A 19048-nucleotide genomic window follows, 5' to 3' on the forward strand; every position below is an offset into this window, starting at 1 on the left:
GCGCCGAGGCGGGTGGCTGTCAGCTATCGCGCTGCAGGTCGCTTGGAATCGGCAGATCTTTTTTCAACGGCTCTGGCCGCTTGCCCTTCCCGGCATGGTACTGGCGGATCTGGAACACATAGGCCAACACCTGCGCCACCGCCAGGTACAACCCCGCCGGAATCTCCCCTTCAACCTCGGTGGAGTAGTAGATCGCCCGTGCCAAGGCGGGCGACTCGAGAATCTGCACCTGGTGCTCGACGGCGATCTCGCGAATTTTCAGGGCGACGAAGTCGGTGCCCTTGGCCACCAGCAAAGGCGCCACCCCACCCTTTTCCGGGTCGTACTGCAACGCCACCGCGTAATGAGTCGGGTTGGTAATGATCACATCGGCCTCGGGTATGGCCGCCATCATGCGCCGCTGCGACACTTCGCGCTGCAGCTGGCGAATGCGCTGTTTCACCTCGGGCTTGCCTTCGCTGTCCTTGTACTCGTCCTTGACCTCCTGCTTGGTCATCTTCAGCTTCTTGTGGGTCTGCCACAGCTGGAACGGTACGTCGGCGGCAGCGATCAGCAGCAGGCCTGCCGCCATCCACAGCGCGCTCCAGCCAACCACCTGGGCACTGTGAATGATCGCCTGCTCCATGGGCTCGTTGGCAATCGCCAGCAGCGCCTGGCGGTCGCTGTTGAGTACCACCAGCGCCACGATCAGGATCACCACGAACTTGGCCATCGCCTTGAGCAGTTCGGTTAGCGAGTTGATCGAGAACATGCGCTTGATCCCCGACAGCGGGTTCATGCGGCTGAATTTCGGTTGCAACAGGCTGCCGGAGAAGATGAAACCGCCCAGGGCTATGGGCGAGACGAAAGCGATGATGAACAACAGCATGAGCACCGGCTGTACGGCCCAGATCGCCATCTTGCCCGAGGCCAGCAGGAACATGCCCATCGAGCCCTCGTCGATCAGCACCTCGCGGCTCAAGGAAAAATTCATGCGCATCAAGGCCATGAGGGTTTGCGCCAGGTTACCGCCGAACGCCATCAGCGCCCCGGCACCGGCCAGGGTCGTGGCGACGGTATTGAGCTCCTTGGAGCGGGCGATCTCACCTTTCTCTCGCGCGTCGCGCTTGCGCTTGTCGGTGGGGTCTTCCGTCTTGTCCTGACCGCTCTCGCTCTCTGCCATCGCTAGCGCGCCCTCGCCAGTTCACGCAGCCACTGCAGGGCTTCGCTGGCCAATACCTGATAATGCGACAACACATCAGCCAGGCCGATCCAGAAGATCGCCATGCCCAGCACCAGGGTCAGGGGGAAACCGATGGAGAAGATGTTCAACTGGGGCGCGGCGCGGGTCATCACGCCGAAGGCGATGTTGACCACCAGCAGCGCGGTGATCGCCGGCAGGATCAGCAGCAGCCCCGCACCGAACACCCAGCTCAGGCGCCCGGCCATGTCCCAGAAGTGACTGACCACCAATGCATTGCCCACCGGCAAGGTGCTGAAACTTTCGGTCAGCACTTCGAACACCACCAGGTGACCGTTCATCAACAGGAACAGCACGCTGACCAGCATGGTCATGAACTGGCTGACCACCGCCACATTGACGCCGTTGGCCGGGTCGACCATGGAGGCGAAGGCCATGCCCATCTGCACGGCGATGATCTGCCCGGCGATGACGAAGGCCTGAAACAGCAGCTGCAAGGAAAACCCGAACAGCGCGCCGACGATCACCTGCTCGGCGCACAGCAGCAAACCGCGCAGGCTCAGCGGCTCGAATTCGGGCAGCGGCGGCAACCCCGGCACGATCACCACGGTGATCGCCAGCGCCACGTACAGACGGATGCGCGCCGGCAGCATGCGCGTGCCGAAAATCGGCATGGTCATCAGCACCGCGGTCACCCGGAACAGCGGCAGGATGAACGTGGCGACCCAGGTGCCTATCTGCGCATCGGTCAGTTCGAGCATGGCCGGCTCAACCGATCAGCTGCGGAATGCTGGTGTACAGGCTGGTGATGTACTCCATGAACTTCTGCACCAACCAAGGCCCGGCGACGATCAGCGTGACCAGCATCACCAGCAGACGCGGCAGGAAGCTCAAGGTCTGCTCGTTGATCTGCGTAGCGGCCTGGAACATCGCCACCACCAGGCCGACCAGCAGGCTGGGGACCACCAGCACGGCGACCATCAGGGTGGTCAGCCACAAGGCATCGCGGAACAGATCGACAGCGACTTCAGGTGTCATGCAAGGCTCTCCCTGGCAGCATCAGACGCCACCGAAACTGCCGGCCAAGGTACCCATGATCAGCGCCCAGCCATCGACCAGGACGAACAGCATGATCTTGAACGGCAGCGAGATGATCAACGGCGACAGCATCATCATACCCATGGCCATCAGCACACTGGCGACCACCATGTCGATGATCAGAAACGGAATGAAGATCATGAAGCCGATCTGGAAGGCGGTCTTGAGCTCCGAGGTGACGAACGCCGGCACCAGGATGGTCAACGGCACCTGTTCGGGCCCAGCGATGTCGGTGCGCTTGGACAAGCGCATGAACAGGTCCAGGTCGCTCTGCCGGGTCTGCGCCAGCATGAACTCCTTGAGTGGGCCCTGGGCTTTTTCCACCGCTTGCTGTGCGGTCATCTGCTCGTTCAGGTACGGCTGCAAGGCATCCTGGTTCACCCGGTCGAACACCGGCGCCATGATGAACAGGGTAAGGAACAGCGCCATGCCGGTCAGCACCTGGTTCGACGGCGTCTGCTGCAAGCCCAGCGCCTGGCGCAGGATCGAGAAGACGATGATGATGCGGGTGAAGCTGGTCATCAGAATGACGAACGCGGGGATGAAACTCAGCGCCGTCATGATCAGCAAGATCTGCAGGCTGACCGAATACTCCTGCTGCCCGTCGGCGGTGTTGGACAGGGTGATGGCCGGAATCGACAACGGGTCGGCACCCAGCGCCAGCGGCGCGGCCAGCAGCAGCGCCAGGGTCAATACAATGCGCAGCGCGCCGCTCATCACGTGTTGTCCTTATGATCCTTGCCCATCAGCTCCATCAGGCGCTGGGCAAATTCCGGCGTGGCCTGGCGGGCACCGACCGGCACCTCGACGGGTTCGGCCATGACGTGCAGGGCTTCGATGCTGCCTGGGGTATGGCCGATCAAGATCTGCTCGCGGCCGATCTGCACCAGCAGCAGACGGTCACGCGGGCCGATCGCGCGGCTGCCGACGATCTCGATCACCTGCCCGCCCTTGGGGGCGGCGCCTTGCATGCGCCGCAGCACCCAGGCCAGGAAGAAGATCAGGCCGACCACCAGCAGCAGGCCAAAGACCATCTGCGCCAGTTGCCCGCCGAGGCTGCCGGGGGCCGCCGTCGGGGTGACAGTGGGACTGGCCGCCGGCGTTGCGGCGAACGCCAGTTCGCTGACCAGCAGCGCACCCAGGGCGGCGAAGCGGCGTATTGAAGCCTTCACTCAGCGCAGCTTCTTGATGCGTTCGCTTGGACTGATCACGTCGGTCAGGCGAATGCCGAACTTCTCGTTGACCACCACCACTTCGCCATGGGCGATCAGCGTGCCGTTGACCAGCACATCGAGCGGCTCGCCAGCCAGGCGATCGAGTTCGATCACCGAGCCCTGGTTGAGCTGCAGCAGGTTACGGATGTTGATCTCGGTGCTACCCACTTCCATGGAAATGTTCACTGGGATGTCCAGGATCACATCCAGGTTGGGGCCTTCGAGGCTGACGTTCTCGTTCGGCCGCGGCGAGCTGGCGAACTCTTCCATGGGCAGGCGCCCGGCGCCGGGCTTGCCGCCGTCGCCGGCCAGCAGCGCGTCAATGTCGGATTGCCCGGCATCACCGGTTTCTTCCAGCGCTGCTGCCCACTCGTCGGCCAGGGCCTGGTCTTCCGGTGAAGTGATCTCGTTTTCGTTAGCCATGATGTCCTCGACAGCATTCAATTCGTTGGGAGCGATCGGCGTGCCTTCAGCGGCGCTCGATCGGGTCGATGATCTGCAGGGCCAGGTTGCCCTTGTGCGAGCCCAGGCGCGCCTTGAACGACGGCACGCCGTTGGCGCGCAGCACCAGGTGCTCGGGCAGCTCCACCGGGATCACATCGCCGGCCTGCATGTGCAGGATGTCGCGCAGCTTGAGCTGGCGTCGGGCAACGGTGGCGGTCAGCGGCACCGAGACGTCGAGCACGTCTTCGCGCAGGGCCTTGACCCAGCGCTCGTCCTGGTCGTCCAGGTCCGACTGGAAACCGGCATCGAGCATTTCGCGCACCGGCTCGATCATCGAGTACGGCATGGTCACGTGCAGGTCGCCGCCGCCGCCGTCGAGCTCGATGTGGAAGGTCGACACCACCACCGCCTCGCTCGGGCCGACGATGTTGGCCATCGCCGGATTGACCTCGGAGTTCATGTACTCGAAGTTGACCGGCATGATCGCCTGCCAGGCTTCCTTGAGGTCGACGAAGCACTGGTCCAGCACCATGCGCACCACGCGCAACTCGGTCGGGGTGAATTCGCGGCCTTCGATCTTGGCGTGACGGCCGTCGCCGCCGAAGAAGTTGTCGACCAGCTTGAACACCAGCTTGGCGTCCAGGATGAACAGCGCAGTGCCGCGCAACGGCTTGATCTTGACCAGATTGAGGCTGGTCGGCACATACAGCGAATGCACGTATTCGCCGAACTTCATCACCTGCACGCCACCGACCGCCACGTCCGCCGAGCGGCGCAGCAGGTTGAACATGCTGATGCGGGTGTAGCGGGCGAAACGCTCGTTGATCATTTCCAGGGTCGGCATGCGACCGCGCACGATCCGATCCTGGCTGGTCAGGTCGTAGCTCTTGATGCTGCCAGGCTCGGCAACGCTCTCGGTCTGTACCAGCCCATCGTCGACGCCATGCAGCAGGGCATCGATCTCATCCTGGGACAGCAGGTCCTGTACGGCCATTGCGGACTCCTACTGCAATACGAAATTGGTGAACAGCAGCTGATCGATCACAGGCTTGCCGACTTCCTTCTGCGCCACTTCCTGGACCACGGCGGTGGCTTTCTGGCGCAGCATTTCCTGGCCGACGGAACTGGCCGAGAGCGTGTCGAAACCCTGGCCCGAGAACATCATCACCAGGTTGTTGCGGATCACCGGCATGTGCACCGCCAGTGCATCGAGGTCAGCCTGGTTGCGGCCCTGCAGGGTGATGCTCAGCTGCATGTAGCGCTGGCGACCGTTCTGGTTGAAGTTGACCACGAAGGCCGGTGCCAGCGGTACATAGATGGCCGGCGCCTTGACGTTGCTGGCGGCCGCCTGCGGCGCCGGCGCCGATTCACTCTTGTGCATGATGAACCAGGTCGCGCCTACCGACAGGCCGACCGCCAGCAGCAGGGCCAGCACCAGCAGCAGGATCAGCTTGAGTTTGCCTTTTGCGGCGGGGTCTTTCACTGCGTCGCTCTTCGCCATGCCAATAATCCGTCGTCCAGCGGTTTTAAAAGTGGATGACGGGGCTTGAGCAAGTGTTATGCCAGGTTTGTCAGGAGCTGCCAGACGGGTCGCGACCGCTCAAGCGCTCATCAGGCGTAGTAGTCCACAGCGCTGTCGCCAATCACCACCTGTTGCTCGACAGGCCGCGCCGCGTCGGCCAACTCGCCCTGCTCGGCGCCCCCGCCCTGGCCACGCCGAGCCGCCACGCCGGACAACTCTGCCGCTTGCTGCTGCGCCTGCTGCTGTTGCTGGCGTGATTGATCGGCGACGTTGACGTCTGGCTGCGCCAGGCCCTGCTGGGCGAACAGCTCGCGCAAGCGGTGGACCTGGCTGTCCAGGGCATCACGGACACCGGCATGACCACTGATGAAGGTGACCTGGGTGGACTGGTCGGTGGCGACATTGACGCGAATATCCAGACGCCCGAGCTCAGCCGGCTCCAGCTGGATATCCGCCGACTTGAGATTCTGGCTCGACAGATACATCACGCGGTTGACCAGCCCCTCGGCCCAGGCGCCCTGGTTCATCATCAGCGGTTGTTGCAAGGGGTTGGCGTTGACCGGCGCGGCACTGGCACCATTGACCGGCGTGGAAGTGACTGCCTGGGTCAGGTTGGCCAAGCGGTTGGCAAAGTCATCGACGCGGGTGTCGCCGGCAACACCCTTGGGCGTTTTCAGGCCGTCTTCGAGCAAAGCGCTGAAGGCTTTGTCGCCGCCTTGCCCCTGGCCTTTGTGGTCCTTGGCTTCGTCAACCAGGTTCGCCAATGGATTGACGGGCGCTTGGTCATCGGCTGTATCGCCGTTGGTGGTGTCGCCGGCGTGGGCCGAAGTGGTGCCCTTGGCCTGGGCATTGTGCTCCAGCGCCAGACGCAACGTCGGCAGGTTGGCCAGCGGATCAGCTTGCGGATCGAAGCTTTCGCCCTCTGATGCCTGGGTCACTGGCTCGGCCACCGGCGTCGTGGGTGCTTGTCGCACTGCCGCCTGCAGCACCGGCGCCACTGCCTCTGCCTGGGCCTGCAGCAACTGGGCGCCAGGCTGGGCATCGGTGACCTGGCCGGCGACCAGGGTGGCGTCGACCGAGCCGGGGTCGTTGGCCAGCGCACTGTCGGCGGCAGGCGAAGAGGCATCGTCGCCTGGCAACGTTTTGCCGTCATCGGCAAGCGCCGACTTGTCAGCGGCATGCGTGTTGCCGCCATGAGCAGGCTCGGGTTTGTCCTTCGGCTGCGCCTGCGGCGGCTTCGCCGGCATGGCGGGCGACTTGTCGCGGCCCTGGCGCGCCATGACCCGATCGAAGCCGCCCGCCTCGCCTGCCGCCTGCAGCGGTTTGTCCATCCGCGCAGCGGCCGTGTTCGACGGCTTGCCGAGGGTGGTGGCTTGTATCAATGGGTTGGGTGCGACAGGCATTGACGGGTCTCCGCGCCAGAAACGAAATGACATCTGGCTTCAGAGAGGCAAAAGTCGAGCCAACTTGTAGTCAGCTGGCCGAAACGCGCTCGCGCTCACCGCGATAGAAATGCTGCACTTCAAGGTATTCCTGATCGATGCGGTTGATCAGGTCCTCGATGCCATACAGCGGCCGCGTTCTGACGCGCTCTTCGAGCTGCTGGCACAACCGGGCCAGGCCTACCGCACCCATGTTGCTGCTGCTGCCTTTGAAGCTGTGCGCGGCCATGCCGAGCTCGTCGGCACTCTTGGCCTCGTGCAGCTGATGCAAACGCTGCGCGGAGTCTTCCAGAAAGGTCTCGAGCAACTGCAGATAGCCATCTTCCATGACCTCCTGCAAATCGCTGAGCACCTTCAAATCGATATGGATGTCGGTCACTTGCTCACTCCCTGATCAAGCTGGATTATGCCTGAGCTGCGGTGCGGGCCTCCAGAGCCATCACCAGTCGAACTGCACACGGGCACAGCGGCCTCCCTCGCACCATTGGGCACGGCTACCCAGGCGCTGCACCAGGTGCAGCCCGCGCCCGCTCAGCCCCTGCTGCGGGGCCGGTCGTGCCAGCACTTCTTGCACATCGAAACCAGCGCCGCTGTCGCGTACCTCAAGGGTAAGACGCCCGCCATTGCCCAGCGGTTCAACTTCCAGGTCGATGCGCACGAAACCCTCGGTCAGGCGTGCCAGGCGCCGGGCGCGCTCTTGATAGTAGTCGGCAAAACCCTGCACATCGCGCTTGAGCTGTGAATCCAGTGCCAGCACGCCGTGCTCCAGGGCGTTGGCGTACAGCTCGCTGAGCACGCTGTGCAGCGCCCCGGTGTGCGGGCGCAAGCCGTGGATCTCTTGCAACAGCTGCACCAGGTACGGAACGGGGTTGAAGCGCCGCAGGGTCTCCCCGCGCAGTACAAAGCCCAGCGACCAGTCCAGGGGACTGGAGCGACCACTGTCGGAATACAGGGTCGGTGCCGGCACCCGCTCGCTGCTGGCGAACATGCGGATGTCGCACAGGCTGATGTCGTCGCGTGGGCGCCCACCGAAACGCGCCAGCGCCTGCATCAGCTCATCGAACAGCGCCGCCGGCTCACGGTTGGCGGCCAGTACCTGATGCAGGCGCTCGACGCCGAACAGGCGCTCTTGCTCGTCGGCGGTGTCGACCACGCCATCCGACAACAGCAATACCCGCTCGCCGGCCGCCAGTGGCAGCACCTCGGTGCTGTCATCGAAGCGTTCTGGCGCCAGAATGCCCAATGGCAAGTGACGTGACGGTAGCTGTCCCAGCACCTGGCCATCCGCCGAGAGCCGATAGCCGTCCGGCATCCCGCCATTCCACACCTCGACAGCACCACGCTGGACCGACACATTGAGCAGCATGGCGCAGCAGAACATGTCCACCGGCAGGATGCGCTTGAGCTTGGCGTTCATCTCGCGCAGCATCTGCGCCAGGCCGTAGCCTTTGGCGGTCATGCCATAGAACACCTCGGCCAGGGGCATGGCGCCAACGGCAGCCGGCAGACCATGGCCGGTGAAATCGCCCAGCAGCACATGCATGTCGCCGGCCGGCGTGAACGCGGCCAGCAACAGGTCGCCATTGAACAGGGCATAAGGCGATTGCAGGTAACGGATGTTCGGTGCGGTGATGCAGCCGGAGTGGGCGATCTTGTCGAACACCGCCTTGGCCACGCGCTGCTCGTTGAGCAGATGGTGGTGGTGCCGGCTAATCTGGTCCCGCTGCTCGAGTACGGTGGCCTGCAAGCGCCGCAGGCGATCCATGGCACGGATCTTGGCGGCCAGGATCACCGCGCTGTAGGGCTTGGCCATGAAGTCATCACCACCGGCCTCCAGGCAACGCACCAGCGCCTGCTCCTCGTTCAGCGAGGTGAGGAAGATGATCGGCACCAGGGCTTCGCCGGCCAGGCGCTTGATCTGCCGCGCCGCCTCGAAACCGTCCATCACCGGCATCAGCGCATCGAGCAGCACCAGTTGCGGCCGTTTTTGCGCGAACAGCGCCACGGCTTGCTCGCCGTTCTGCGCGGTATACACGTGGTGGCCTTGGCGACGCACGATCTGCGCGAGCAGCAGACGATCGACCGCGCTGTCTTCAGCCACCAGTACGGTCAACGCGTGTTCGGCCGCCATGGACACGCTCAACTGATGTCGAAGAGTTTTTCGAAATTGGAGATGGCGAGGATCTTGCGCACGTCCGAGCTGGCATGCACCACCCGCACATCCGCCTCATCGCCACCGGCATGGTCACGCAGCAACAGCAGCATGCCCAGCGCCGAGCTGTCCAGGTAGGTGGTGTCCTTGAGGTCGACGACGATGAAGTCGGCCCGAGTGGGCTGGCGCTCGTAGGCATCGCGAAATTCCTGATGCTTACCGAAATCGAAGCGGCCCTTGATCTTGATCGTGAGCTTTTTCCCGTCCTGCGAAAAATCTGTCTCGACTGCCATGCTAGCGATCCCTTCGTTGATGGCGACTGACACAGGTGTAGCAGCTGCGTGGGGCAGCTGCAACCAGCTTCAGCTTTGCGCCTGCCCCTGGCGAGGCAGGCGCTGGGAAAGCTCGTCGAGCAGGCGCTGTTCGCGCTTGTCTTCGGCACGGCGGGCTTCGTCCAGGTAGCGTTGCACCAGCTTGCGCAGACCCTCGACCCGCGCGTAGGCCTGCTGCCAGGTGGCGCGAGCGTTCTTCAGGTTGTTCTCATGCCAGGCCAGACTCTGGCGCTGCTGGGTCATCGCCGTTTCCAGCTGGGCCAGAAAGCGTTGATAGTTGAGCAGCCAGCTGCCGTCCACGCCCTGGCTGCCACGGTTGATCCACTGCGCCTGGTAACCCTCGCGAAACGACTCGAGCTCCGCCAGCTTGGCCTGGGCCTGCGCCAGCTGTTGCTGAAACTGCCCGACCCGCTGGGCCGCCTTGCGCTCGGCCTCCTCGGCCATGTCGACCACCGGGGCCAGACGCGCGGCGCGACTGGGCAGGCTCATGGCTCATCAACCCTTGGCTGGGGGCGTGAAGATCGCCCCCAGCTCGTCGCGGCTCTGCGCCATGCCGACATTTTCATCCAGGCCCTGGCGCAGGAAATCCACCAGCCTCGGCTGCAAGGCAATCGCCAGGTCAGTCTCCGGATCGCCACCGGCCACATACGCGCCGACGCTGATCAGGTCGCGGCTCTGTGACAGGCGCGACCACAGCTGCTTGAACTTCTGCGCCTGGCGCAGGTGGTCGGCATCGACGACCTGCGGCATCACCCGGCTGATCGACGCTTCGATGTCGATGGCTGGATAATGGCCTTCCTCGGCAAGGCGCCGTGACAGCACAAAGTGACCGTCGAGCACGCCACGCGCGGAGTCGGCGATCGGATCCTGCTGATCGTCGCCCTCCGAGAGCACGGTATAGAAGGCGGTGATCGACCCTCCCCCAGGCTCGCCGTTACCCGCGCGCTCCACCAGCTTGGGCAGTTTGGCGAATACTGACGGCGGGTAGCCGCGGGTGGCTGGCGGCTCGCCAATGGCCAAGGCGATCTCGCGCTGGGCCTGGGCGAAGCGCGTCAGCGAATCCATCAGCAGCAGCACGTTCTTGCCCTTGTCGCGGAAATACTCGGCAATCCGCGTGCAGTACATGGCCGCGCGCAGGCGCATCAACGGCGCATCGTCAGCCGGTGACGCTACCACCACCGAACGCTTGAGCCCTTCTTCACCGAGAATGTGCTCGATGAACTCCTTGACCTCGCGGCCACGCTCGCCGATCAGACCGACCACGATGATCTCGGCTTCGGTGAAACGCGTCATCATGCCCAGCAGCACCGATTTACCCACCCCGGTCCCGGCGAACAGGCCCAGGCGCTGGCCACGGCCGACGGTCAACAGGCCATTGATGCTGCGGATGCCGACATCCAGCGGCTGGCTGATCGGGTCGCGGTTGAGCGGGTTGATGATCGGACCGTCCATCGGCACCCAGTCTTCGGCACGCATGCCGCCCTTGCCGTCAAGGGCGCGGCCGGCACCATCGAGCACCCGGCCGAGCATGCTCATGCCCATCGGCAGGCGGCCGCTGTCGTCCAGCGGCACCACCCGCGCGCCTGGGGCGATGCCGGCAATGCTGCCGACCGGCATCAGGAATACCTTGGTCCCGGAGAACCCCATGACCTCGGCTTCGACCTGCACTGGGTGATAGCTGTCGTCGTTGATCACCAGGCAGCGCCCGCCTACCGCCGCGCGCAGGCCTTCGGCTTCAAGGGTCAAGCCGACCATGCGCAGCAGCCGGCCTTCGACCACCGGCTGCACCGGCAGCGTGATCGCCTCGGCATAACCGCCCATGCGCTTGCCGAAACTGGTGCGCTCAAGACGCATCGGCGCTGCTCAGCTCGACCGCCATGTCGGCGGCAGCCGGGTGCAGGGCCTGGTCGTGCAACTGGTCGAACAGCTGCGCGACGGCCTTCTCGATACGCGTTTCCATGGTCGCGTCGATCCGGCTGTGCAAGGTTTCGATGCGGCACCCTCCAGGCAACAGGGCTTCGTCCTCGAGCAGCTTCCAGTTCTCTTCATGGCGCTCGCGCAGGGCCTTGGCCAGCTCGAAGTCCTGGGGATTGAGGTGAATGCGGATGTTGTCGGCGCCCATGGGCAGCAACTTCAATGCCTCACGCAATACCTGGGTAATCTGGCTCGAGTCGCTCTTCAGTTCACGGCCCACCACCTGCCGTGCCATGTGCGCAACCAGGTGCACCAGGCTTCGCTCGATCTGCGTGTCCTGTTCGGCGATCGGCTCGAGCAGGTGGCCCATCAACTGTTCGAGGCTGGCCAACTTGGCCTCGAGCGCCTGTTCGGCCTCCTGGCGCACCTTGAGCTGAGTGGCATGAAAACCCTCGCGCTCGCCGGTGGCGAACCCTTCGTTGTAGGCCTCCTGGCGAATCGCCTCGAGTTCCTCGAGGGTCAGCGGCTGGACTTCTTCGAGCGGCACTTCCTCGACTTCTTCGGCGACCGCTTCAGGCTCAGGCTCAGGTTGCGGCTCAGGCTCAGGGTCGAAGCTTGGCAACGTCCAGACATCGACCCCCTCGAGGTCGCGGGCGCGAATCAGGTCGCTGGGATGGGATTCTCTGCTGGACATCGACGTGCCTACGGTTGAAAGCGTTGGAGAGCTATAAGCTACAAGCTTGCGGCTTGAAGCTTAGATCATCTCTTCGGCGCCTTTGCCGCCGAGGACGATCTCGCCGGCTTCGGCCATGCGCCGGGCGATGGTGAGGATTTCCTTCTGCGCGGTTTCCACGTCGCTGACGCGTACCGGGCCCTTGGCCTCCAGGTCGTCGCGCAGCAGCTCCGAGGCACGCTTGGACATGTTCTTGAAGATCTTGTCCTTGACCCGCTCGTCAGCGCCTTTGAGCGACACCACCAGCACGTCCGAAGCCACTTCGCGCAGCAGCGCCTGGATGCCACGGTCGTCGACATCGGCCAGGTTGTTGAAGACGAACATCAAGTCTTCGATCTGCTCCGACAGGTCGTTGTCGATCTCGCGGATCGAGTCCATCAGCGCACCTTCCACGGAACTGTCGAGGAAGTTCATGATATCGGCAGCACGCTTGATACCGCCCAAGGTGGTGCGCGCAGCGTTGGAGTTGCCCGAGAACTGCTTCTCGAGAATCTGGTTCAGCTCCTTGAGCGCCGCCGGCTGCACGGTGTTGAGCGAAGACACCCGCAAGATGATGTCCAGGCGCACCTTGTGGTCGAAGTTGCTCAGCACTTCACCGGCCTGGTCCGGGTCCAGGTAGGCGACCACGATGGCCTGGATCTGCGGGTGCTCGTAGCGGATCACGTCGGCCACGGCGCGCGGTTCCATCCACTTCAGGCTGTCCAGGCCGCTGGTGTTGCCGCCCAGCAGAATCCGGTCGATCAGGCCGTTGGCCTTATCTTCGCCCAGGGCCTGGTTGAGCATCTTGCGGATGTAGCCATCGGAGCCGACGCCCAGGCTGGTCTGGTCGCCGACGATCTCGACGAACTCGCTCATCACCTGCTCGACCTGCTCGCGGTGCACGTTGCCCATCTGCGCCATCGCCACACCGACCCGTTGCACTTCTTTCGGACCCATGTGCCGCAGCACTTGCGCAGCATCGGTTTCACCGAGCGAAAGCAGCAGGATCGCTGCCTTGTCGACGCGGCTCAGCTTGGCGGTAATGGCTCGATTGTCACTCATCGGCGTTGATCCACTCTTTCACGACCTGGGCCACACGGCCTGGGTCTTCGGCCACCAGGCCCTTGATTGCGTTGAGCTGTGCTTCGTAACCCTCGCTGGGGCTCGGCAACAGAATGCTTGATGGGCCACCCAGGCTGACACGGTCGTTGGCCAGTTCGCCATCCATCCCGATCATCCCGCCCAACTCCATGTCGCTGTCAGCGGCAGCCTGCTTGCCACCCCCGGTGATGTTGTTGAGCACCGGGCGCAGCACTCCGAACACCAGCACCAGAATGAACAGCACGCCCAGCACCTGCTTGACGATGTCCCAGAACCACGGCTGCTGGTAGAACGCGATGTCGGCAATCTCTTCGCCACGGTCGGCGGCGAACGGCACGTTGATCACGGTCACGCTGTCGCCACGGCTGGCGTCGAAGCCCACGGCGTCCTGCACCAGGCGGGTAAAGCGCGCCAGATCTTCGGCACCCCAGGGCGCGCGCGTGGCTTCGCCGTTGGCACCGAGCTTGACCTGGTCATCGACCACCACCGCCACCGACAGGCGGGTCAGGCGACCTTGCTGCTGGCGGGTGTGGCTGATCGAGCGGTCCAGCTCGAAGTTCTTGGTGGTCTGCTCACGCTTGTCCGACGGGTACGGCGCCAGCATCGGCTGGCCGGTGGTCGGGTCCATGATCTGCTGACCGTTGGCGTCCACCAGCGGCTGGCCAGGCTGGATGGCGCCGGCAGCACCGGCTGCGCCGCCGGTGGTCTGCGGCGCAGAAGCAGGGCCTGGCGGCTGGTTGCTCAGCGCGCCCGGCACGCCCTGCGGGCCCTGGCTGCTGGCGCGCTGTTCGTTGACCGCCTGCTCGCTGCGCAGCGCTGGCTGGTCTGGGTTGAACTGCTCGGAAGTCGATTCCACCGCGCTGAAATCCAGGTCGGCCGACACTTCAGCCTTGTAGCGGTCGTTGCCCAGCACCGGTTGCAGGATGTTGTGCACACGCTGGGTCAGCATGCCCTCCATGCGCCGGCTGTAGTCGAACTGCTTGCCGGCCATGGTCAGGGCGGTGTCCTGCAGTTGCTCGGAGAGCAGGTTGCCGCGTTGATCGACCACCGTGACTTGCGACTTGTCCAGCTCGGGGACGCTGGTGGCGACCAGGTTGACGATCGCCATCACCTGCCCCGCTTCCAGTGCGCGACCTGGGTACAACTCGACCAGCACCGAAGCACTGGGCTTGCGCTCGTCACGCACGAACACCGAGCTTTTCGGGATGGCCAGGTGCACGCGCGCGGCCTTGACGTTGTTCAGGCTCGACACTGTCCGCGCCAACTCGCCTTCAAGGCTGCGGCGGTAGCGGGTAGCCTCCATGAACTGGCTGGTGCCCAGGCCCTGCTCCTTGTCGAGCAGTTCGAAGCCGACATTGCCGTCGCTTGGCGCCACCCCGGCCGCCGCCAGTTTCAGGCGCGCACGGGACAGGTCGTCGGCCTTGACCAGCAAGGCACCGGAGTTGGGCTCGACGCGGTACTGGATGTCTGCCGAGGCCAAGGTGTCCATGACCTGCTTGGTGTCCATGCCCGCCAGGCTGCCGTACAGCGGTCGATAGTCGGGCTGCTGCGACCACAACACCACGGCAAAGCCAATCGCCACGCTCGCGGCAAGACCGACCAGCAGGCCGACCTGACGCAGCATGGGCATCTGCGAGATGTTCTCCAGGAACGCCAGGTTCAGCAACGGCGGCTTGGGTGCTGGCGCACCGCTCTTGGCGGGGGCGTTATCGACGACTGCATCAGCCATGGTTTACTTCCGTCCTCACACTGGCATCTGCATGATGTCCTGATACGCCTGGACCAGCTTGTTGCGTACCTGGGTCAACGCCTGCATCGACACGCTGGCTTTCTGTGAAGCGATCATCACGTCGGTCAGGTCGACGCCGCTCTTGCCGATCTCGAACGCATTGGCGAGCTGGGTCGAGGCCTGCTGGGTTTGATTGACCTTGCCGATGGCCTGGCCGAGCATGTCGGCAAAGGTGCTTTGGCCAGGTGCCAACTCGGTAGCGGCAGTGGCTTTGGGCAGCGACATGGCGTCGGCCTGCATGGCCCGCATGTCCAGCATCAGACGATTGAATTCAACACCTTGGCTCATGACCTTCTCTCTCCGGCGGCCGCATTTTTTTGACACTCATGCGGCGGATAGCCGTGAACTAGCAACACGTGTGCCAGCCCGACCGCTAGCGCTGCAAATGACTGGCTCAGCCGAACAGGCTGGCTTCCACGTCGAGCCCGGCATCACGCATCTGCGCCAGCTTGTAGCGCAAGGTGCGTGGGCTGATGCCCAACTTTTCCGCCGCTTCCTTGCGTCGCCCGCGCTCGGCGCGCAGGGTGTCGATGATCATCTGATACTCATGCCGACGCAGGTCATCACCCAGGGCGGAAGCATCGGATGGCAGCTCCGCCAATGATGGCGATTTAATGGCCATAGAGGCCATTGACAAGGGAATGGCGCCGGCCAGACAGAAATCCGCCGCCTCAATGACCCCGCCCTGCTGCAGGATCAGCGCCCGCTGCAAGGCGTTGTCCAGCTCGCGCACATTGCCCGGCCAGGCGTGAGATTGCAGGCAGCTCCGGGCCTCGGCGGACAGGCGCACCGGCGCATGCTTCATTTTCGCTACATGGCGCGCCAACAGCCGCTCGGCCAATGGCAGGATGTCATCCCGGCGCTCGCGCAGCGGCTGCCAGGCCAAGGGGAAGACCGACAGGCGATAGTACAAGTCCTCGCGAAAGCGCCCCGCCGCCACTTCGCCCAGCAGGTCGCGATTGGTGGTAGCCAGCACGCGGATATCCAGGCTGATCGGCTTGCGCCCGCCCACCCGCTCCACTTCACGCTCCTGCAGCACGCGCAGCAGCTTGGCCTGCAGACCCAACGGCATTTCGGAAATCTCGTCGAGCAACAGGGTGCCGCCATCGGCCTGCTCGAACTTGCCGGCCTGAGCGGCGATGGCACCAGTAAACGCGCCCTTTTCATGGCCGAACAGCGTGGCTTCGAGCATGTTGTCCGGGATCGCAGCGCAGTTGATCGCTACGAACGGCTGGGCCGCACGCGGCGATTGCTGATGAATGAAGCGCGCCAGTACTTCCTTGCCGGTGCCCGACTCGCCAGAGATCAGCACCGTCGAGTCGCTGCGCGCCACCCGCGCGGCCAGCTCCAGCAGTTGCCGGCTGGCCGCCTCGCAAGCCACCGGGCCATCCTCCTCGGCATCGGGCAAGCGTCCGGCAGCGTGGCGCTCGACCAACCCGAGCAGTGCATTGGGCTCGAACGGCTTGACCAGGTAATCGGCCGCACCTTGGCGCATGGCCTCCACCGCGCGCTCGATCGCAGCATGGGCGGTCATCAGCAACACCGGCAACTGCGGCTGCTGGCGACGCAACAACGCCAACAGCTGGTGACCATCCATTCCCGGCATATTGACGTCGCTGACCACCAGGCTGTAGGCCTCTTGCGCCACGGCCTGCAACGCCTCCTCGGCACTGCCGACGGCATCGAAGGCAAAGCCCCCGAGCTCGAGGGTATCGCCGAGCGCTTGGCGCAAGACGCGGTCGTCCTCGACCAGCAGGACCTTGATGCTCATCACCGCGACTCCGCAGGCAGGCAGGCGAGCAGCGGTAGCTCGACCCTGACGCAGGTGCCGCGACCGACCTTCGAGCGTATGGCCAGCGTGCCATGGTGCGCCCGCACCACGGCCTTGACCACCGCCAGCCCCAGGCCTGTGCCGGTGGCCTTGGTGGTCAGGAAGGGTTCACCCAGGCGGCTCAGCAATTCGGCGTCGATACCACTGCCGGCATCGCTGATGGCCAGGTTCAGCGTGTCGCCACGGCGCCACAGATGCACCTTCACGCGCGCCGGGCCGCTACTGGCCTGCAAGGCGTTTTCGATCACATTGAGCAGCGCCCCGACCAGGGTGTCGCGGTTGCACAGCAGTTCGCCCAGGTGAGTGTCGCACTGCCAGCGTACGCCGTGCCCCTGCACGTGGGCTTGAGCAGCGTGTTGAAGCGCCTGAAACAAGGCCTTGGGCGTGAGTCGATCGGTAAGCGGCAACTCGCCGCGGGCGAACACCAGCATGTCGCGCACCTGATGCTCGAGCTCATGCAGGCGCTCTTTAAGACTGCCGGCGAAGCGTTGCCGAGTAGCCGGCGCCAGCTCGCGTTCGGCGTCGGCCAAATGACTGGCATAGAGCATGGCTGCAGTCAGCGGCGTACGGATCTGATGCGCAAGCGAGGCGACCATGCGCCCGAGCGACGATAAGCGCTCATGGCGCGCCAGCTGGTCTTGCAGACGACGGGTTTCGGTCAGGTCGTTGAGCAGCACCAGTTGCCCCGGTTCGGCGTCGAGCGAACGCGTGGCGATCGACAGGCGACGACCGTCACGCAGGGACACTTCATGACCGTCGTCCTTGCGCGGGGCGAAGCTGCGGGCGATCACTTCGCGCCACAGCTGACCGACCAACGGCTCGCCCAGCAGCTGACAGGCAGCCGGGTTGGCTTCGCGCACCCGGCCCTGGTCGTCGATCACGATCACGCCACCGGGCAACAGGTCGAGCAGGTTCTGCAGACGATTGGCCAGGCGTTCCTTCTCGTTCAGCTCGGCCATGCGCTGCGCGCCCACTACCGCCAGCTCGCCCTTGAGCTCGCTGACCCGGGCTTCGAGCATGCTGTAGGACTGGTTGAGTTGGCTGGAGACCTGGTTGAACAAGGCAAAAGCCTGCTCCAGGCCCTGTCGAGACTCCTGTTCGACCGGGGTGCGCCCCTGCAGATCAGGGACTCGGGAAACGTGGGCGGCCTGGGGCATCGTGCTTTCTCGCGTGGCTGACCGTCATAAAAACGGTGTGATGCCAATGGTGTAGCAATAGGCGTGCCGGGGATGAGGGGGGGGGGGGGGGGGGGTGGCCTGGGGCGAACGGTTTGAGGTCTGTGGCGTGACGCAGACCGAGCGCCGCCCGCGCGGCGCATCGCGAGCTGCGCTCGCTCCTACGTTTGTTTCGGGCCAATTATTCCTGGGGGATTTACGCGCGGGCGCCTTGGTGCATGGCAAGGCGGTCGCGCACGCCTGTAACAGGCGATACTGGCCCGAAACAAACGGCGATCGCGCACGCTGCAACAGGCAATACTGGCCCGAAACAAACGGCTGTCGCGCACGCTGCAACAGGCGATACTGGCCCGAACAAACGTAGGAGCGAGCAGAGCTCGCGATGCGCCGCGCGGGCGGCGCTCGATCTTCGCCCCAACATCAAACCCAAGGCATGCACCCAAGGCAAAAATCAATTTTCCGCCTGATCCTCGCCGCCCCTGCACCGTGCTTTCTCGCGTGGCTGACCGTCATGAAAACGGTGTAGCAATAGGCTGGCCGGGGATGGGAGATTGCTGTGGGGCGAACAGTTCGAGGTCTGTGGCGTGACGCAGACCGAGCGCCGCCCGCGCGGCGCATCGCGAGCTGCGCTCGCTCCTACGTTTGTTTCGGGCCAATTATTCCCGGGGGATTTGCGCGCGGGCGCCTGGGTGCATGGCAAGGCGGTCGCGCACGCCTGTAACAGGCGATACTGGCCCGAAACAACGGCGGTCGCGCACGCTGCAACAGGCAATACTGGCCCGAAACAAAGGCGATCGCGCACGCTGCAACAGGCGATACCGGCCCGAAACAAACGTAGGAGCGAGCAGAGCTCGCGATGCGCCGCGCGGGCGGCGCTCGATCTTCGCCCCAACATCAAACCCAAGGCATGCACCCAAGGCAAAAATCAATCTTCCGCCTGATCCTCGCCGCCCCTGCACCGTGCTTTCTCGCGTGGCTGACCGTCATAAAAACGGTGTAGCAATAGGCTGGCCGGGGATGTGAGATTGCCCTGGGGCGAACGGTTCGAGGTCTGTGGCGTGACGCAGATCGAGCGCCGCCCGCGCGGCGCATCGCGAGCTGCGCTCGCTCCTACGTTTGTTTCGGGCCAATTATTCCTGGGG

Annotated in this window: 20 protein-coding genes; all 20 read right to left on the reverse strand. The window is 64.3% G+C overall.

The window, feature by feature from the left end:
* Positions 1-19: 19 nt before the first annotated feature.
* The gene (gene flhB / locus FS665_RS14035; RefSeq protein ID WP_145189315.1) at positions 20-1162 is read right to left on the reverse strand and encodes a flagellar biosynthesis protein FlhB; all 1143 of its coding nucleotides are present in this window, start codon (positions 1160-1162) and stop codon (positions 20-22) included.
* A 2-nt stretch (positions 1163-1164) separates the two neighbouring features.
* Positions 1165-1941 (reverse strand): flagellar biosynthetic protein FliR, encoded by a 777-nt coding sequence (fliR, locus tag FS665_RS14040; RefSeq protein WP_145189318.1) that lies wholly within the window; start codon positions 1939-1941, stop codon positions 1165-1167.
* A 7-nt stretch (positions 1942-1948) separates the two neighbouring features.
* A complete protein-coding gene (gene fliQ, locus FS665_RS14045) occupies positions 1949-2218 on the reverse strand; it encodes a flagellar biosynthesis protein FliQ (RefSeq protein ID WP_145189321.1) in 270 nt (89 codons plus the stop codon).
* Between the two features lie 21 nt (positions 2219-2239).
* Positions 2240-2995 carry a flagellar type III secretion system pore protein FliP gene (fliP, locus tag FS665_RS14050; protein ID WP_145189324.1) on the reverse strand — a complete coding sequence of 252 codons (756 nt, stop codon included), beginning with the start codon at positions 2993-2995 and terminating at the stop codon, positions 2240-2242.
* Entirely contained in the window at positions 2995-3450 is a 456-nt protein-coding gene (fliO, locus tag FS665_RS14055; protein WP_145189327.1) for a flagellar biosynthetic protein FliO, read from the reverse strand. Before fliO ends, fliP begins: the two co-directional genes overlap by 1 nt.
* Positions 3451-3915, reverse strand: a complete 465-nt coding sequence (gene fliN, locus FS665_RS14060; RefSeq protein ID WP_145189331.1) for a flagellar motor switch protein FliN — start codon at positions 3913-3915, stop codon at positions 3451-3453. It lies immediately after the preceding gene.
* Between the two features lie 46 nt (positions 3916-3961).
* A complete protein-coding gene (fliM, locus tag FS665_RS14065; RefSeq protein ID WP_027921190.1) occupies positions 3962-4930 on the reverse strand; it encodes a flagellar motor switch protein FliM in 969 nt (322 codons plus the stop codon).
* A gap of 9 nt (positions 4931-4939) precedes the next feature.
* A complete protein-coding gene (fliL, locus tag FS665_RS14070) occupies positions 4940-5437 on the reverse strand; it encodes a flagellar basal body-associated protein FliL (protein ID WP_145189334.1) in 498 nt (165 codons plus the stop codon).
* 110 nt (positions 5438-5547) lie between these two features.
* Positions 5548-6861 carry a flagellar hook-length control protein FliK gene (locus tag FS665_RS14075; protein WP_145189337.1) on the reverse strand — a complete coding sequence of 438 codons (1314 nt, stop codon included), beginning with the start codon at positions 6859-6861 and terminating at the stop codon, positions 5548-5550.
* A 70-nt stretch (positions 6862-6931) separates the two neighbouring features.
* Complete coding sequence (locus FS665_RS14080; protein ID WP_145189340.1) at positions 6932-7279, reverse strand: Hpt domain-containing protein; 348 nt, start codon at positions 7277-7279, stop codon at positions 6932-6934.
* Positions 7280-7339: 60 nt separating this feature from the next.
* Positions 7340-9031, reverse strand: coding sequence for a fused response regulator/phosphatase (locus FS665_RS14085; protein ID WP_145189343.1), 1692 nt, complete (start codon positions 9029-9031; stop codon positions 7340-7342).
* Positions 9032-9039: 8 nt separating this feature from the next.
* Positions 9040-9345 (reverse strand): STAS domain-containing protein, encoded by a 306-nt coding sequence (locus tag FS665_RS14090; protein ID WP_145189347.1) that lies wholly within the window; start codon positions 9343-9345, stop codon positions 9040-9042.
* Positions 9346-9414: 69 nt separating this feature from the next.
* A complete protein-coding gene (gene fliJ, locus FS665_RS14095; protein WP_145189350.1) occupies positions 9415-9873 on the reverse strand; it encodes a flagellar export protein FliJ in 459 nt (152 codons plus the stop codon).
* Between the two features lie 6 nt (positions 9874-9879).
* On the reverse strand, positions 9880-11238 hold the full coding sequence (gene fliI / locus FS665_RS14100; RefSeq protein WP_145189353.1) for a flagellar protein export ATPase FliI: 1359 nt from the start codon (positions 11236-11238) through the stop codon (positions 9880-9882).
* Positions 11228-11992 carry a flagellar assembly protein FliH gene (gene fliH, locus FS665_RS14105; RefSeq protein WP_145189355.1) on the reverse strand — a complete coding sequence of 255 codons (765 nt, stop codon included), beginning with the start codon at positions 11990-11992 and terminating at the stop codon, positions 11228-11230. Before fliH ends, fliI begins: the two co-directional genes overlap by 11 nt.
* A gap of 60 nt (positions 11993-12052) precedes the next feature.
* Positions 12053-13072, reverse strand: a complete 1020-nt coding sequence (gene fliG, locus FS665_RS14110) for a flagellar motor switch protein FliG (protein WP_145189358.1) — start codon at positions 13070-13072, stop codon at positions 12053-12055.
* A complete protein-coding gene (gene fliF, locus FS665_RS14115) occupies positions 13065-14840 on the reverse strand; it encodes a flagellar basal-body MS-ring/collar protein FliF (protein ID WP_145189360.1) in 1776 nt (591 codons plus the stop codon). Before fliF ends, fliG begins: the two co-directional genes overlap by 8 nt.
* A 15-nt stretch (positions 14841-14855) precedes the next feature.
* The gene (fliE, locus tag FS665_RS14120; protein ID WP_145189362.1) at positions 14856-15188 is read right to left on the reverse strand and encodes a flagellar hook-basal body complex protein FliE; all 333 of its coding nucleotides are present in this window, start codon (positions 15186-15188) and stop codon (positions 14856-14858) included.
* Positions 15189-15294: 106 nt separating this feature from the next.
* Entirely contained in the window at positions 15295-16671 is a 1377-nt protein-coding gene (locus FS665_RS14125; RefSeq protein ID WP_145189364.1) for a sigma-54 dependent transcriptional regulator, read from the reverse strand.
* Complete coding sequence (locus FS665_RS14130) at positions 16671-17888, reverse strand: PAS domain-containing sensor histidine kinase (protein ID WP_145189367.1); 1218 nt, start codon at positions 17886-17888, stop codon at positions 16671-16673. The genes FS665_RS14125 and FS665_RS14130 overlap by 1 nt, the downstream gene beginning before the upstream one ends.
* Between the last annotated feature and the right edge of the window lie 1160 nt (positions 17889-19048).

Source organism: Pseudomonas sp. URMO17WK12:I11 (assembly GCF_007677725.1).
Lineage (GTDB): Bacteria > Pseudomonadota > Gammaproteobacteria > Pseudomonadales > Pseudomonadaceae > Aquipseudomonas.

Bases quoted from the DNA above. Each gene is read 5' to 3' on its own strand.
- fliQ (WP_145189321.1), bottom strand. From the start codon at position 2,218: ATGACACCTGAAGTCGCTGTCGATCTGTTCCGCGATGCCTTGTGGCTG.
- fliG (WP_145189358.1), bottom strand. From the start codon at position 13,072: ATGAGTGACAATCGAGCCATTACCGCCAAGCTGAGCCGCGTCGACAAG.
- FS665_RS14075 (WP_145189337.1), bottom strand. From the start codon at position 6,861: ATGCCTGTCGCACCCAACCCATTGATACAAGCCACCACCCTCGGCAAG.
- fliP (WP_145189324.1), bottom strand. From the start codon at position 2,995: ATGAGCGGCGCGCTGCGCATTGTATTGACCCTGGCGCTGCTGCTGGCC.
- fliR (WP_145189318.1), bottom strand. From the start codon at position 1,941: ATGCTCGAACTGACCGATGCGCAGATAGGCACCTGGGTCGCCACGTTC.
- fliI (WP_145189353.1), bottom strand. From the start codon at position 11,238: ATGCGTCTTGAGCGCACCAGTTTCGGCAAGCGCATGGGCGGTTATGCC.
- flhB (WP_145189315.1), bottom strand. From the start codon at position 1,162: ATGGCAGAGAGCGAGAGCGGTCAGGACAAGACGGAAGACCCCACCGAC.
- fliE (WP_145189362.1), bottom strand. From the start codon at position 15,188: ATGAGCCAAGGTGTTGAATTCAATCGTCTGATGCTGGACATGCGGGCC.
- FS665_RS14130 (WP_145189367.1), bottom strand. From the start codon at position 17,888: ATGCCCCAGGCCGCCCACGTTTCCCGAGTCCCTGATCTGCAGGGGCGC.
- fliL (WP_145189334.1), bottom strand. From the start codon at position 5,437: ATGGCGAAGAGCGACGCAGTGAAAGACCCCGCCGCAAAAGGCAAACTC.
- FS665_RS14085 (WP_145189343.1), bottom strand. From the start codon at position 9,031: ATGGCGGCCGAACACGCGTTGACCGTACTGGTGGCTGAAGACAGCGCG.
- FS665_RS14090 (WP_145189347.1), bottom strand. From the start codon at position 9,345: ATGGCAGTCGAGACAGATTTTTCGCAGGACGGGAAAAAGCTCACGATC.
- fliH (WP_145189355.1), bottom strand. From the start codon at position 11,992: ATGTCCAGCAGAGAATCCCATCCCAGCGACCTGATTCGCGCCCGCGAC.
- fliJ (WP_145189350.1), bottom strand. From the start codon at position 9,873: ATGAGCCTGCCCAGTCGCGCCGCGCGTCTGGCCCCGGTGGTCGACATG.
- FS665_RS14125 (WP_145189364.1), bottom strand. From the start codon at position 16,671: ATGAGCATCAAGGTCCTGCTGGTCGAGGACGACCGCGTCTTGCGCCAA.
- fliN (WP_145189331.1), bottom strand. From the start codon at position 3,915: ATGGCTAACGAAAACGAGATCACTTCACCGGAAGACCAGGCCCTGGCC.
- fliF (WP_145189360.1), bottom strand. From the start codon at position 14,840: ATGGCTGATGCAGTCGTCGATAACGCCCCCGCCAAGAGCGGTGCGCCA.
- fliM (WP_027921190.1), bottom strand. From the start codon at position 4,930: ATGGCCGTACAGGACCTGCTGTCCCAGGATGAGATCGATGCCCTGCTG.